This is a genomic window from Maricurvus nonylphenolicus, assembly GCF_042854845.1.
Lineage (GTDB): Bacteria > Pseudomonadota > Gammaproteobacteria > Pseudomonadales > Cellvibrionaceae > Maricurvus > Maricurvus nonylphenolicus.
In genome coordinates this window covers 138,249-153,734 of sequence record NZ_AP031498.1, presented here as the reverse complement: position 1 = coordinate 153,734, position 15,486 = coordinate 138,249, and the positions used below count along the sequence as shown (strand labels likewise).

The window sequence follows — 15,486 nt, the reverse complement described above, 5'->3', positions numbered from 1 at the left end:
TTATTGCTCCGCAAGGTTTGGATCAATACAGAACAGACCAGCGGTAAAGTCTTCCAGTGCCGCATTGGGAATTGGACTATTCGCCGTACAAGCCCACCCCTCATTGGTAAAACTGAAATCACGGGTGTAGGTTCCGCGCAACGGCAGCGGGTAGGCAATAAATTTTCCGGTATCCGGTTGCAGGCGATACACGTGATCGGTCATGACTTCATTAATCCAAATTTCCTGAGTTTGAGGGTGTACGCCCAATGCATATGGCGCAGGACGGTAACCTTCTTCAAATTCAGGTATTGGATAAATGCGGTTTTCCATGGTGTCGGTATTAATGCGCGCAATCATGCCTTCGCTATACCCGGTCAACCACATCTGGCCTTTTTTATCGAAACGTAACCGGCGTGGTGCTTTTACCGGTGAATCAAACTCATGGGCTTCCAGAGTTTCCGGGTCGATATAACCGATACGGTCACCGTACAAGCGGGCGTACCATACCCGGCCATTAATTGGATTAATGTCGATACCATAAGGGGTGGTTGATAAGGCAATACCTAAGGGCTTCTGCCGTGGCAAGTTAATCAGATCAACCTTATCAGTCGCCGGATCAATACGACCGATTTGTTGTGAACCGGCCAGGGTAAACCAAACCACATTCTCTTTATCAACACGAATGGTGTGCGGGTAGTGCGCAGGCAATGGCAGTTCGTATTCATTAACCCATTCCGCTTTGTTTGCGTCGAACACTCCAATAGAGCCGGAAGTAGCGTTGGTGATATACCACAATCCATTTTCACCCAACGACAGAGAGTGCGGACCTGGCTTATTGGTACGTCCCGTGTAGCCATTACCAGCGTTAGCCAACTTGGCTTTTGAATAGGGTTGATCAATATAGGTCGATAGCCCTGACTCAAGGTCAGAGACAATCATTTTGTAGCCATGGCGATCCACCGTATACACCAGGCCATCTTCACGGCTCACTTCTGCATCATGGGGGAAGATAATGCCCGGCAGGGCGTATTCATAAATCTTGGCAGTTTGCAGCTCAGGCGCCATAGGAAATTCCGGGCGTAAGGTCACAGGTTTACCGTCATAACCCTTGGCCAATAACTCGGCGCGACGCTGAATCATCGCCTCGTCTTTATTACCCATATAACTGTGCATACGCGCTACGGTTGGAATCCACTGTTCAGCAGTGCGTGGCCAGCGGGTGAATGCATTGCCAAACTGGTGACAACCGGCACAGTCGCGCTGAAAATCAGCACGGTTAAATTCACCCTCTTCTTTATCGAAAGGCAATTTACTGAAATGAAAAATCGCAGGCAGGCTATCGGAGATTTCCTGTGCGCCGGTCATTCTTTCCATCAGGACATCTTGAACCAGTACCGTCTCATCCTGAAGCGATACCAGGCCTTTTTGATCACGGTAGTAAGGTGCGCGCACACGCAACTCCAGGTTATCGCTGTGCAGCTCCGTATTCAGAACAAAGTTACCCTCAGAATCGGAATATACCGTTTCAGCCAGATTTTTTTCAGCATCCTTAAGACGCACCATGGCACCATGGATCGCACGGCCATCACTATCCGTGACGGTACCTTTCAAAGTTGCGGCCTCTACCGCAACCGATGCCGCAACAGCAGTTAAGGCTACCGATAACAAGCGATTAAACTTCAACATCTTCTCTCTCCTCACGAACAACCAGCGCCTTGCGCTCCCAGCTGCTCCCCTTTTACCTATCGTTGATTTTATATGGGTGTGGAGCCCTGATAATTTCAGGGTACTCCAGCAATCCACATCAGAACAATTAAGATTAAATCATGCCTCCCATCAGAAATTCTGATGAAGCACTCATCAACCCCACCAAACAGGACCCAGTTTTTGCGTGCGTCGCATAGCTTCTGAGTAGCTCAAGGTCGAGCTTTTAATCAGATCCATGGCGCTTATATTCAGTACGGCTAGAATCAAGCCTCGTATCATGTGCCAACGATTCGACTGGTTGCTGCGCTTACCCATCCAGGCCACAGCCTTGGTTTCAGGCAGCCAGGCGGCGTTGTAATCGTGCACAGCGCGCTTGATCGCGACTCGCATATCGACACCAGGTTTGATGTGACGAATCATCGCCTCATCCAGCACCTTGGCCGATTCCATGGCACCATTGATACCCTGGCCGATAGGCGGGTAAGAGATAGCAGCATCACCCAGGAATACCACCTTGCCCGCATAAAGCTGAGAGGCACTGGTAATACGGCCAATATTCTGTGCAGGCAGATCCGCAAATGCCGACAGTGCTTCATCGCTGCAGTATTTCAGAATGGCGGGGCAGCGCTTTTGCATATCCTTTTTTACATCTTCCAGTGAGGAATAGCGGTGATCGTTGGCATAAGGCACCGCACTGAACCACAGCGGATCCTCCTTGCCGCCCGGACCATTAATCGCACCGGCAACCATCAGCAATTTCTTAGACAGCACCTGCAGGAAGTTTTGCTCCAGATCACCGGTATTGCGGTCCATAGCCAGCATTTTGAAATAGAAACCAATATCTTCACGCGTCAGCTGGTAGGCAGGTTCCTGCTCGGCGGCCTGCTCTCGCAAGCATGAGCCACCACCATCGGATCCCACGACCAGATCATAGGGACCAAAAGACACTAACGCCGCCTCCCCTTCTTTTTGCACATCAAAGGTGCCAGCATCGACATCAATATTCTCAACGCGATGCTGAAATCTGATATCGATCAAATCGCTATGTTTTTCCAGGGCAATAGTGGTCAACACACTGACGATATCACCGCGTGATGCAATCCAACCTGGCTCCTGCCAATCGGTAACCAACTTGCCGTTTACCTTCATACCGTCGAAGGCAATCAGCTTCTCATCAAAATCCTTGATCGCATCGATATATCGAATAGCCTTTAAACCATGCCCCGTTATATCAATTGCGTAGGATCTTGACGGGTTATACTTCTCCAGATTGAGAGGGTTATCCAACGCCTCGAATATAACGCTTGGAATACCTCGACGTGCCAGACTGATTGCTAAAACAAGTCCTGCTGGACCGCCACCGATAATCGCTATATTTGGGTTCATACTTGGCCTCTTATCGCTCTTAAAACCAAAAACATAAAAATGAGACTAATCTCATTTATGATTAAATCCTACACTTTAGCTGTTTATTTGGCAAGCAGGATCAAGCCGTAAAGAAAAGTAAAAAATTGGGAGGAGGCATAAAAAAAGGGGCTTAGCAGCCCCTTGGTTTTAAAGTGTTTCTGAAGTGGGATGTTCGGGCACTGTGTTCATTGATTGCCTAACGGCCAACACCGCAAATAACACCCCGATAAGGCCTGCAATAATCGCCACAACAGAAAAGGTTTTAGCCAGACCTAAACTTGCGACAAATGGCTGTGACAGAATTGGCGCAAAAAACTGACCGATAAAAATTGAGCAGGTCAGTACACCTACCGCTCGACCTCGCGTTTGTATAGGCGCCAAACTGGCTAACCAGCCAGAATTATTGGGCGATAACAAACCAACACCAATGCCACCAATCACAACTCCGGCTATTACGACCATGTAGGCGGCAGACGTTGAAAGCACCTGCAAAGAAATCGCAAAGGCAAAAAAGATAATCGCCGCAATTGCTTGCACAGAGCATCTAGCTCTTAACGGTTGATATAGCAGCGCAAAGATGAAGCCAATAATTGACGGTAATGCGAGAGCAATGCCGACCTGCGATGCTCCAATATCATTATTGTTCATTAAGTAAAACGGTAACTGTGCAGGCAAGATAAAAAACAGAGCCGTGCATGAAAACGCTGTGGCATAAACAGGTAATAACCTTATCCACGGCACCTTGGCCTTAACTTCTGCTTGAGGTCTATCAAGATGCTCAGGCTCCTGCACGGCAAACAGCGTTCCCGGTATGATCAACAGTGCGAACAAGTGAATTAAAAACGGGTAGCGCCAGCCAAAATCAGCCAAATAACCTGCGACGATTAGACCAACAATTCCCCCCAGGCAAATACAAGCACCGTTTAAGCCCAAGAATCGATCTAGCGCTTTGCCTTCGAAGTTATCCAACATCAGCGTCATAAAGCCGCTCATAATGCCGGCCACCGCCAATCCCAGGATAGCGCGGCTGATTAAAATAGCGACCAGAGAATCCAGAAAGAAGCCCGCACAGCCGGCAAGTGCATACGCCTGCAGTGAAACCAGTATGACGGGTTTTCGTCCCCAGCGATCCAACAAGGCCCCCACCAACAGAGCCCCCACAGCGACAAATAACGCGGGCATGGTAAGTACCATACGCACCAGGAAGTCTGCATTGGGTACATGAGCGAAAGCCTCTGCCATACCCGGCAGCGCTGGTGAAATCATAATGGCCGCCAGCACTGAGCAGGTGCCGCCCAACAGTATCGTAAAGTTGCGCAGCCTGGTGCTGCCTTGTTGATTTTTCATGTTATGGACTCTTTTAAATCAGCGGCTTAATTAACTTGCTCAGCCCAGGGCGGCAGGGTTTCTTCGCCGCCAAAAAAATCCATATTCATGATGGCTTTATAGATAGGGATATGAATACTTTCTCCCCTAACAGCACTCTCCAAATCTTTTTGTAACTTGGCCACGGTATCGGGGAATTGTTCGGTCAGGTTTACGGCTTCAACAGGGTCTTGTTGCAGGTTATAGAGTTCTGTTTCACCGGAAGACAATTTCAGTAATTTCCACGGGAAGCGGTAAACCGCTTCACCGTCTGTCGACACAATGATGTAAGGGCGGTCGCGATCTATTGCCTTCGACTCGCCACTTAAATAGGGCCAATGGTTAGCGCCTTCAAAATTCTGATCGGCAAGTTGTAAACCGGCGGCAGCTAACAGGGTTGGAGTAACATCTTGCACCGTTATCATCTGCTGTAACTCACTTGGCTGCAGTCTGCCCTGCCAGTAAACAAAGGACGGTACCCTGACCCCCCCTTCATAAATTGACTGCTTGCCTTTGCGCAGCGGAGTATTGTCTGCTGCGCCTTCTAACACATTCACTCGAATAAATTCCAGAATCGTAAAAGGGGCTTCACCGGGATCAAACCAATCATCTACCCAGTTTGCCAAGGTCACCACGCCACTACCGGAATAGGAGGAGAGATTAAGCCCTCCGTTGTCACTCATAAACCAGATCAGGGTGTTATCTAAGATACCTTCTTGCTGCAGAGTTTCGACAATGGAGCCAATAGCGGCGTCCAGCTCTTCAACCATGGCGGCGTGAACCTGACGGTTCTTGTCGGGTAAATGTGCGTAGCGTTTGATAGATGCTTCCGGCGCTTCATTAGGCAAGTGCGGTGCATTAAAGCTCGCATACAAAAACAGCGGCTTGGTTTTGTCTCGCTCGGTAATCACCTTAATCGCTTCATCACGCAGCAGGTGGGTGCTGTAACCGTCTTCACGCAGGGTTTTACCGTTGCGCTGCCAATCAAGGCCACCGCCATGAACGTGATCCCAATAACCAATACCGCCGGTAAGATGGCCATAAAAGTGATCAAATCCACGCGCCCTTGGCCCATAAGCTTTTTGTAGATAGCCCAAATGCCACTTACCCACCAGGGCCGTTTGATAATGCTGTTCTTTCAGATACTCGGGTAACAAACGCTGATTCAGCGGTAAACCGGTTGGGTTAATTTTCGACAGAGGCCCTGTAACACCCAACGCCAGTGAGGAATTTCCGGTCAATAACGCCGCGCGGGTCGGGCTGCAGGTCGGCTGTGTATAAAAGCGATCCAGCCTGAGCCCTTCTGTTGCCAAACGATCAATATGAGGCGTGTTAATTTCACTGCCGTGGTAGCCAACATCCTTCCAACCCATATCATCGGCCAGAATCAGGACGATATTGGGCGCCAGCTGGGCCTGACTGACTGTACTGACCAGCACAACGGCTAGGGTAATCCACGCTCTAAACATTGGTACTGCTCCCCTCATATTGAAAATATACCCCATCAGGGATACTTACCCACCCCAAAATGAGACAACTCTCAAATTATTATACATACATTTATGAGAGAAATCCCATAATTGATAGAAAAGCAATATCCCTCATGCTAGACTTTTCTCCACTGTTTTAAAAACAATGAGTTAGCATCGTGGACCGTTATTTCAGCAACAAATCCCTCACCCAAGGTAAGCGCGAACGCACCCGCGCCGCGTTGATTGACAGCGCCATTCAAGTCATCGCCCAAAAGGGGTTTGAATCGGCCTCTATCAAGGAAATTACCCAGGCGGCGGGACTGGCCAATGGTACCTTCTACAACCATTTCGATGACCGTGAATCACTGGCCCGCGAAGCAGCTGTTGTCGTGGCTATGGAGATGGCAGAAGAAATTGCCGGAGAGGTCGCCGACCTGGAAGACGGGCTTGATAAAGTCATTGTCTCTACCGATAAGATCGTCAAACGTGCCGTTATTGCCGAAGCCTGGGGCCATGTACTGATCGGCGCCTGGCATTATCTCGATGACTTTCGTCAGGATATTGCCCAAATCATGCGCCGCGACTTGAAGCTGGCCAAGCGTCAAGGTTCAACGCCCTTGAGCATTAACCAACTGCTAGAACTGCAAATTATCGCCATGGCCATCGTTTCGGTTACCCTGCAACTTAAAAACGGCCTTAATAAGGCTACTCGCATTGAAACCGCTGAAGCTATTCTCAGATTACTAGGTGTTGCACCGGAAGACGCCAAGCAGAAAGCCAAGCAAGTCTTATCGCTTTAATCACTAACAGCGTCCGTCATTAATGATGGTATTCCTGCAAAATTGACCGGTAGACCCCATGCCGGTCAAAGTCTTTTAAAAGGTTATCCAAATATTGAGTTAATGCAGCTAACATCTGCGGCTCTAATGTAGCCCTAAAAGCAATTATTGCATCCAACTGCTTCAAAGTAGCTACTGACTGAACGCGCTCAGCCACCCCCAACGATATTACCGCCTGATCTATTCCAATGCGTTCACTGAGCACGAGGTCCACCCGTCTTGTCATCAACGCCTTAATCATCTGCTGCTTTTTATAGTAATGACTAACCCTGCCTAGCGGGGCTTGATCTAAATACATGGCAATCATCTGCTCGGAAATACCGCTTGGCACTCCCAGATGATAATCCTTAAGTTGATCCAGCGATAAGTTCTTCCAAGATCTTTCAGATAAACCGAATAACTCGATAGTGCTCGTAAAAAAAATCTCAGGGTAGTATATGAACAACCCTTTACCTACCTCCTTCTGTATCGCCGGGTGAGTGGGTAACAACATTAAATCGAACCTGTTCTCTCTTAGTTCTGCCAATAACCTAAGGTTTGTTGGTACCAACACAGGAACCAACTCAAATTGGCTGGACTCGAACAGGCGCCGTAGATACTCACCAGAATAGAAGGCAACGGCATTTTCATCCGGTGACCTTACCGTGGGGTAACGCAGGGTGATGGTTTCTGCAGAGGGGGTATCTAACGAGGCATTGTCGGCAACAGCAAGCAGCGGCCATAACATCAGCACACTTAACAGCATACGCCGCATAACCGCCTCCTCTGGCAATAACTGGTGTAAAACCGTGTCTGAACTAGGCTTAAAGCAACAGAAAGTTAAATATCGCGCCATATTAAGCATAGATGACCACCTCTCAAACTCCAATTACGGGCCAATTACGCATATACGCAGACCTTAACTGCCCCTTTTGCTATGCCCTGCATCAACGCTTTCTGGCGATGGAGAGCCCGCCCGATGCACATTGGTGCCTAATTGAACACGCCCAGGATATCGAACATCAGGACGCCAGCCTGCAAGAACAATCCATTCTCGCCACTGAAGTCTTCCACGTTCGCCACCGCGCCCCCGATGTTGCCATTGCCATGCCGCCGGCCAGGCCCAATACCCACAAGGCAACCCTGATTATCACCGAACTGCAGCGCAGGGACAGTGCCCAGGCCGACCAATTGCGCCAGGCCTTTTACCAGGCCCTGTGGGTAGACGGGCTCAATATTGATGATGATCAAGTGGTGCAAAGCATTTGCAGGGACAACGGCCTGGATCAGGTCCCCATTGTCAGCCCTACCGCACGGGATAATCTGAAACAACAACAGCACTACTGGCAGCAGGGCAATTTTGATCATCGCATCCCCAGTCTCGACTTTGGAGATGACAATCACCTGCTCGGCCTACCTACACCGCAAGAACTACAAACCTTTCTTGCCGGGCAAGGCCTGCCGCTTAACCTGGAAACGGCATGCCTTTATAGGCCACGGCAACAATTGATGTTTCTCGGTGACTTAATCAAACACTGGCACTTGTTGAGCGAACTGCGTCACCATAAAGATATTCAACCGGCAAAAGGGCCTGCGCATATTCAGCAATTACTGGGTGATCCCGAACAACCTAATCTCGTCGTGTTGCAGCACCACTTTGCCGGCTATAACACCATTGATATTTGCCAAACTATTCGCAAGCAAGTCGACGAGCTGCAGCTGCCCATCGTCATCCTACTTGAACAGAGCCATGAAGAACTTGAACTGCAGCTGCTAAAATCCGGTGCCAATGAAATCATTTATACGCATAAAACGGCGGACTATTTTCAGTGCCGCATAGAGCAACTTCTGAAAATTCAAGTAACACTAGCGCAACTTACCAAAACCGCTCGTATGGATCATCTCACCGATATTTACAGCCGCGCGGAATTTGAATGGGTACTGGAGGTAGAATGGCGTCGCGCTCAACGCAGTCGCGGAAACCTTGCCTTACTGATGATCGATATCGATCACTTTAAACCCTATAACGATCACTACGGCCACCTGGCCGGTGATGACACCCTGCGTCAGATTGCCCAAACCTTACAGAAACATTGCCAACGCGCCAGCGACCTGGTGTCCCGTTACGGCGGCGAAGAGTTTGCAATTATTTTGCCGAATACCGATCAGGATGGCGCGATGCAAATCGGTGAACAACTTCGTCAAGCCGTAGAATCTTTACAAATACCTCACCGCTCACCCTACCAACATGTCACCGTCAGCGCAGGCATTGCGGTGCTTACACCTGATCACAACAAGTCGCCCAATGATCTGGTTGATCAAGCCGATAAAGCGCTTTATCACGCCAAGGCACTAGGGCGAAATCAGGTGAATAATGTTATTCCCAACAAAGAGGGAATCTAGGGGTTATGGATTCCCGCTTTCGCGGGAATGGCGAGGCATGAGTACAGGTATTTTCTATATAAGGCTTGGTATCTATGACAAATCTGTTTAGAGCCAAACCTTTTAAAAACCTCCCATGACACGCGATATACTTAAGGTACTTAAGCTGTAAAGGGAGGTGACCCATGTTGCATCCTGACTTTAAAAATGGCCAACGTTTGGATTTACAATCCTGCATGGCGTTGTTTTTAATCATGATGGGATTTTTATTTTATATCGATCAAGGCCCTGCCTATAGCATGCCGCTAACACTGTCGACCATTGCCATCGGTGTTATCTGGTATGTAGGCCACCACGCCCACCTGTGGTGGAAAGCCCATCACCCACACCACTAAGATAGTTACCTATCTTCACAAGGCCAGCCACACAAGCGCTGGCCTTTTTATTGTCTTTAAATTTCAATGCTAGCGTTTAAAAGTTAAGAAAAATGCTGCCCGTGTAAAGAACTGCAATCCCGCCTGAAAAAATGACCTGGATCAATTTTTTTCGGCAAAGCCAGACTACACTGATCTCAACGACAACACAGACATTGAGGTCACTTATGAATACGCCAAAGACTCGTGAAACCGTTATCGTACTGGTTGATCCTTGCCACTATCATCAACCCGCGCTCGATAACTTTGTTCAGATGGTCAAATCCGCTGAAGATAACTCCGATATCGAAGTGCTTGTTGCTATTTCGCCAACCTCAAAAGAATCAGAAAACCTTGACCTGATTTCCTGCTCGAATACCTGGTTAGAAGACAAGGTTCACACGCCACTGAAAGAACTGCACATTCCTTACAGCCTACAATTTATCTGGACTTACAATTGGGATGAAGCGGTTCTCAAAGTCAGCAAACAAAACGACGCCATATTAACTATTGTGCCCTATTACAGTGATCTGCCTGGCACTTTCTTCAACGATGACAAATGGAAACTGTTACGCAAAGCCAGTAATCCCATTTTGATTTCATCGGATCAGGATTACAGCAAAGCCAACACCATACTTTGCACACTAAAAACCCAGGACAACAAATATGCCGAGCGCAACCAACGGGTTGTGGAGGCAGCCGAATCCCTGTCCTCACTGTTCGGTTTGGATACCCACGCTGTCAATGCCTACAACGATTCCATGGAGTACCCTGACCGGGCACAGATCGCCAGCCAAACCGGCATTGATAATGACAAGATACACGTAAAGATCGGCGACCCTCAGGATGTGATCTGCAAGGTTGCCGAAGATATCGATGCCAATCTGGTGCTGATTGCCAGCCAGCAGCGATCAGGCCTACACGGCGCACTGCGGGGCAATATGATCGAAAAGATTGTTGAGCGGATGGATCGCAGCATTTTGATGATTTAACCATTCGACCCCATAACCCACAGATAGCCCGGCGATCGCAATAACGCTAGCCGGGCCGGTATATGTCACATTCCCCCCTAAAAGTAAAAAAATTAGCTCTACCTCAATAGCACGCTATCTTTTATAGTCTCTAATCTGAACAGATGAATGAGATAGAGTGAAAAATGAGCAATCCGACAGAGCAATTACAAGGCATCCTGCAAACCGAACAACTTGATACCCTGCTGTTTCGTGGTTTTACCCCCGAAGAGAATGAACTGTTTCGTGTTTTTGGAGGCCAGGTGCTGGCTCAGTCACTAAACTCCGCTATCCGCACCGTACCCGAGGACCGGCAGATGCACTCCATGCACGCCTACTTCCTGCGCCCTGGCGATATCAACCATCCTATCATCTTCGAGGTGGACCCAATCCGTGACGGCGGCTCCTTTACCACCCGTCGAGTTGTGGCCAAGCAACATGGCAAAGCGATTTTTAACACCTCGGTTTCGTTTAAAATTCCCGAGCAAGGTCTGGAACACAGTGACTGCATTCCCGATGTCCCTGCGCCGGAAACGCTGGAGAATGATGAAGACCGCGTTAAGGCCTTTATCGCCGAAAACCCGGACTTCACTCGCCCCACGCCTGCTGATGCATTTCAATGTTTTGATATAAGAACCGTGGGCGATTTACCGTCGACTACCTCAAAAGGCCAGTCCTCGACACAGGGCTTTTGGTTTAAACCCAAACACAAACTGGATGCCAGCTTCCCGATGCACCAGTCATTCCTGGCCTATGTGTCGGACATGCGTCTGATTATTTCTGCCATACTGCCTCATGGCATGCGTGATCACTTCAACAAATTGATGGTTGCCAGCCTGGATCACTCCCTGTGGATTCACAATGAATTCGATATCAACGATTGGCATTACTACCACATGAATGGCCCGGTATCGTCCAGTGGTTGCGGTCTGAACTTTGGCCAGTTTTATAACCGCGAAGGTAAGCTGGTAGCCTCATCAAGCCAGGAAGGATTGATGCGTTCGATGAAAGGTTAAGACAAACTCGGGGTCTGGCCCGCAGGGTCAGACCCCACCTCATACCCACCTACAGCAAAAAAATAACCACGGCCATCAACACAACCGTCAACACCCGATAACCCGCTTGAATCAACAGCAGGCCCTTGCCCCAACCACAAAACAAATTATCCGATAACAGAGCCGGAAAAATTATCAAAAAGCCAAGAATGGCACCAACAGCGGTGGCCTCAGACAAAGACGTTACATTCAGCGCCGCCAGTAATAAAGCAACCCCGCTAGCCATTAACAAGCTGGCAACTATACTTCCCACCATAGGCAGGGTTTGACTGCCGAGAGTTTCCGGCGTTTTACCAATGGCGGCCATCCACGCCTTGCCAAACAGCAACGGTGAATACCACAGCGCCCCCAACACCATACCGGTAAAGGTAGCAGCGATAACGGGGATAAGTGCTTGTGCGAGCATAGGTGTTCCTTATTGGGTTTTCTTTTCGACTATAGTGAATAGAGGTTTGTTAAGGCCAACTATACACTATGAACCAACACGAGAATCAACCCGCCCTTAAGCGCAGTCTTTCGCTGTGGTCGATCAGTTTTTACGGTATCGGTACCATTGTCGGTGCGGGTATCTATGTGCTTATAGGCAAAGTTGGCCTCGAAGCTGGCATTTATATGCCACTGTCGTTTTTACTGGCGGGTGTGATCGCGGCATTTACCGCACTGTCCTATGCCGAGATGTCATCGCGATTTCCCAGAAGTGCCGGCTCTGCCATCTTTGTTTTCGAAGCCTGGCACTCCGCCAAGGCCTCTCAAATCACCGCCATTATGGTTGCGCTATCTGGCATTATTTCTGCCGCAGCAATTAGCAACGGTTTTGTCGGTTATCTTAACTTGTTTATTCCATTACCCCCCTTTACCGCCATCACCCTGTTAGCGCTTATACTGGCTGTGATCGCGGCCTGGGGTATTAAAGAATCCGCAGTGGTTATTACCCTGATTACATTGATTGAAGTTGGTGGTTTGCTATTTGTGATCTATTGCGGCCTAACAAGTGACTATGACATCAGCAGGCCATTGAATTTTGAGGGGTTCAGTTCAAGCAACCTGCTCAGTATTGGTGTTGGCAGCTTCCTGGCGTTCTACGCTTTTATTGGTTTTGAAGATATGGTCAATGTCGCTGAAGAGGTTAAAGACCCCAGGCGCAACCTTCCCCGAGCGATCATAATTGCTATTGTGGTATCGAGTATTCTCTATATCAGCGTCGCACTGATTGCCGTTATCAGCTTGCCGATTGAGCAACTGGCCAACAGCGATGCACCGCTGGCCACTATCGTTAAAAGCGCGGGTTACTCTACGGCTTTTATTGGGCTTATCAGTTTATTTGCTGTAGTCAATGGCGCCTTGGTACAACTGATTATGGCCTCGCGCCTGCTTTACGGCATGGCCTCTCAAGGATTATTCCCCAGTTTTTTGGCCCATGTGAATGCCAAAACCCAAACACCGATTATCGCCACAACGATTATTGCTTTGCTGATTTGGGTATTCGCAACCCTATTACCTATCACGCTGTTAGCAAAAACCACCAGTTTTATTATGCTGAGTGTTTTTGCTGTGGTGAACCTCGCTTTAATAATGGTGAAGCGGCAGCAACGGGATCTTGCAGTCGATTGTAAAACTTACTCAGTATCTATACCCATTATTGGTTTGTTTCTATGCCTGTTATTATTGGCCTTGCAAACAATCAGCCTGGATATTTTTTAGCTTTTTACAGAAAACTATTTACTGGCAAATCTTTATAAAAAACCTCGCCTTGTTAATACAGGTTTTTAAGATCTTTTTTTACCACCACATCCACCAGCGCTGATGACAACTTCCCCTTAATCCCCTTACCACTCATATGTTCGCCCATCATTTTGGCAAAAGATGGCAGCGACTTCTCGTTGAGAAAGCTAGTTGAGTTCCACAACTGCGATGTCTCAAGTGCTGGTGATACAGACAAGCTCGCCTTAACACCAGCAATCACAATCGCCAGTTTCGGGCTCTTATTATTAATCGCCATAGTAGCCAACAGTTGTGGATCACGACTAACCGAAGCCAGGCCAGAAACCTGTAATATTTGTGTTGAACCGGGAATAAAAAACAGCAGCCGGATTGTGTTGTCTTGCAGAATATTTCGCAGGCTGACCGCCACTTTATTGCCTGGCCGCTCTGGCAGGACCAGGCTTTCATTATCGAGCCATCGTGCAAAACCTGCAGGATCCCCACGGGGAGAAAGTTCTGTTTCACCTTCAGCATTCTGGGTCAGCATCAATCCATAGGACGAGCTGGCCAGAAACGCTTTTGGATCGTTGAAAACCTCACACTGGGGATAATGTGACTGCCAAAACCCGGCCCTGACTTTAGCCCGGCTACATTGCAAATATGCTGCAGTCACCACAACGTTTAACCTATAGCCATCACCGCTTTTGATAACCGTTAGTATCCCATTGACTCTGAGGCCGTAGCCGATGCCTGGCATAAAAAAGTACAGACTGACCGGTCGCGCTTGTGAGTGTGTGTCAAAATCTGCTGTATTATCCAACACAATGTCGATCATAGATTCTGATGTTATCTTGAGGGTTTCTTGTTTTAAGGCAATCAATGTCACAGCAGAAGCCGGTGACTCAGCGGCCGAAAAACTACCCACAGCAACCAAGCAAGATTTACTGATCAGGTTTTGGCAATACGCATCCAGAGCGGGCAAGATGCGCTTGGCAAGCATCGCCGGTGGTGCAGGTATCACCTGCCGTAATTGCTCTAGTGTGTGGATAAAATGGTGTTGTACAGACATGACATTCCCCTTCAACAGTCAATACAAACCATGCTAAATTCTTTGGCGCCACGCTTCGCTGTTCACGGGAATCTTTTTTATGTCTTTTGGGCTCAATACCGTATCCGCCATTGCGGTTCTTGACCTGAGACAGGTGCTCCTGCAGCTTGGAGCCATCACCACCGACGCACTACCGGCATTGGGCCTGACAGATACACAGCTACTCGATCCCGAGCAGGCACACCTGCCGATACAGGAACAGCGTATAGACGAGTCACATTTTCTCAAACTGTGGCAATTGGCTGCTGCCTACGCTCCCCTACCCCATATCGGTTTGTTAATAGGGCAACATTACCAAGCGGAATCACGCGGTTTACTGGCCAACTGGTTATTTCAGTGCGATACACTGCAGCAATCCCTTGAGGTGTTTATCAAACACATCCCACTGATGAACCCTTCCGAGCGCTGGCACTACAGCACAGACGCGCAGAACGTACGCCTGTACATAGCCTTCGATGCTGATCGACAATATCCGCCAGCGGCCATTGAACGCAGCATGAGCACACTGCTGGTATGGTGTCAGGAACTGACTGGCAAGCCAGTGCCAATTAGTGAAGTAACTTTTTCCAATTCTAAACCTGGTTACCAAGCCAGCCTGACTGACACCTTCGGCAAGCAGATAACCTATAACCACCCTTACAACAGCATCCTGTTACCAAGAAGCTATTTGGCGGAAAAAATTCTTACCAGAAATCCGTATATCGAAGCGGTAATGCAAGAGAAAGCCAGCCATATACTAACGGCTTTACAACAGGACAATGACCTCGTCGTTAGGATTCAGGCCATTATTCGTAACAACCTCAACGCCCCGCCAGATATTCATGCCTTGGCGAAAGCACTCGGCCTTAGCCGCGCCACTCTGTACCGACAGCTGAAAAACCGTGGCACAAATTACTCCACTATCGTCACCGACATTCAAAAAGTGCAAGCCAAGAAATGGTTGCTAGAGGGAGAATCCATAAACGCTATCAGTATTGATTTGGGTTTTGCTGATAGCAGCGCTTTTTATAAAGCGTTTAAACGTTGGTATGGCATCACGCCAACAGAATTTAGAAATGAATGACTT

At 48.5% G+C, this 15,486-nt stretch carries 14 protein-coding genes; 7 read left to right on the top strand and 7 right to left on the bottom strand.

What is annotated here, in order from left to right:
* The 4 genes from ACGHZ6_RS00725 to ACGHZ6_RS00710 form a co-directional block, all read right to left on the bottom strand.
* On the bottom strand, positions 1-1,668 hold the full coding sequence (locus ACGHZ6_RS00725; RefSeq protein ID WP_390616848.1) for a carboxypeptidase regulatory-like domain-containing protein: 1,668 nt from the start codon (positions 1,666-1,668) through the stop codon (positions 1-3).
* A gap of 174 nt (positions 1,669-1,842) precedes the next feature.
* Positions 1,843-3,075, bottom strand: coding sequence for an FAD-dependent oxidoreductase (locus ACGHZ6_RS00720; RefSeq protein WP_390616847.1), 1,233 nt, complete (start codon positions 3,073-3,075; stop codon positions 1,843-1,845).
* A 168-nt stretch (positions 3,076-3,243) separates the two neighbouring features.
* Positions 3,244-4,443: an MFS transporter gene (locus ACGHZ6_RS00715; protein WP_390616846.1), complete on the bottom strand. Its 1,200-nt coding sequence runs from the start codon at positions 4,441-4,443 to the stop codon at positions 3,244-3,246.
* Positions 4,444-4,469: 26 nt separating this feature from the next.
* On the bottom strand, positions 4,470-5,930 hold the full coding sequence (locus ACGHZ6_RS00710) for an arylsulfatase (RefSeq protein ID WP_390616845.1): 1,461 nt from the start codon (positions 5,928-5,930) through the stop codon (positions 4,470-4,472).
* A gap of 179 nt (positions 5,931-6,109) precedes the next feature.
* Here ACGHZ6_RS00710 and ACGHZ6_RS00705 point away from each other — a divergent pair, with 179 nt between their 5' ends.
* A complete protein-coding gene (locus tag ACGHZ6_RS00705) occupies positions 6,110-6,733 on the top strand; it encodes a TetR/AcrR family transcriptional regulator (protein WP_390616844.1) in 624 nt (207 codons plus the stop codon).
* Between the two features lie 19 nt (positions 6,734-6,752).
* Here the strand turns inward: ACGHZ6_RS00705 and ACGHZ6_RS00700 are convergent, their stop codons facing one another.
* A complete protein-coding gene (locus ACGHZ6_RS00700; RefSeq protein ID WP_390616843.1) occupies positions 6,753-7,526 on the bottom strand; it encodes a hypothetical protein in 774 nt (257 codons plus the stop codon).
* Positions 7,527-7,618: 92 nt separating this feature from the next.
* Between ACGHZ6_RS00700 and ACGHZ6_RS00695 the strand changes: the two genes are divergently transcribed.
* From ACGHZ6_RS00695 to ACGHZ6_RS00680, 4 genes are all read left to right on the top strand, one after another.
* Positions 7,619-9,154, top strand: coding sequence for a diguanylate cyclase (locus ACGHZ6_RS00695; protein WP_390616842.1), 1,536 nt, complete (start codon positions 7,619-7,621; stop codon positions 9,152-9,154).
* A 164-nt stretch (positions 9,155-9,318) separates the two neighbouring features.
* Entirely contained in the window at positions 9,319-9,528 is a 210-nt protein-coding gene (locus ACGHZ6_RS00690) for a hypothetical protein (protein ID WP_390616841.1), read from the top strand.
* A 206-nt stretch (positions 9,529-9,734) separates the two neighbouring features.
* Complete coding sequence (locus tag ACGHZ6_RS00685) at positions 9,735-10,538, top strand: universal stress protein (protein WP_390616840.1); 804 nt, start codon at positions 9,735-9,737, stop codon at positions 10,536-10,538.
* 164 nt (positions 10,539-10,702) lie between these two features.
* A complete protein-coding gene (locus tag ACGHZ6_RS00680) occupies positions 10,703-11,572 on the top strand; it encodes an acyl-CoA thioesterase (RefSeq protein ID WP_390616839.1) in 870 nt (289 codons plus the stop codon).
* A 49-nt stretch (positions 11,573-11,621) separates the two neighbouring features.
* Here the strand turns inward: ACGHZ6_RS00680 and ACGHZ6_RS00675 are convergent, their stop codons facing one another.
* Positions 11,622-12,017: a DUF1761 domain-containing protein gene (locus ACGHZ6_RS00675; protein ID WP_390616838.1), complete on the bottom strand. Its 396-nt coding sequence runs from the start codon at positions 12,015-12,017 to the stop codon at positions 11,622-11,624.
* A 68-nt stretch (positions 12,018-12,085) separates the two neighbouring features.
* Between ACGHZ6_RS00675 and ACGHZ6_RS00670 the strand changes: the two genes are divergently transcribed.
* Positions 12,086-13,312, top strand: coding sequence for an APC family permease (locus tag ACGHZ6_RS00670; protein ID WP_390616837.1), 1,227 nt, complete (start codon positions 12,086-12,088; stop codon positions 13,310-13,312).
* 52 nt (positions 13,313-13,364) lie between these two features.
* Here the strand turns inward: ACGHZ6_RS00670 and ACGHZ6_RS00665 are convergent, their stop codons facing one another.
* On the bottom strand, positions 13,365-14,381 hold the full coding sequence (locus tag ACGHZ6_RS00665; RefSeq protein ID WP_390616836.1) for a pyridoxamine 5'-phosphate oxidase family protein: 1,017 nt from the start codon (positions 14,379-14,381) through the stop codon (positions 13,365-13,367).
* Between the two features lie 79 nt (positions 14,382-14,460).
* On the opposite strand from ACGHZ6_RS00665, the gene ACGHZ6_RS00660 reads away from it, so the two are divergent.
* On the top strand, positions 14,461-15,483 hold the full coding sequence (locus tag ACGHZ6_RS00660; protein ID WP_390616835.1) for an AraC family transcriptional regulator ligand-binding domain-containing protein: 1,023 nt from the start codon (positions 14,461-14,463) through the stop codon (positions 15,481-15,483).
* The last annotated feature ends 3 nt before the right edge of the window (positions 15,484-15,486 follow it).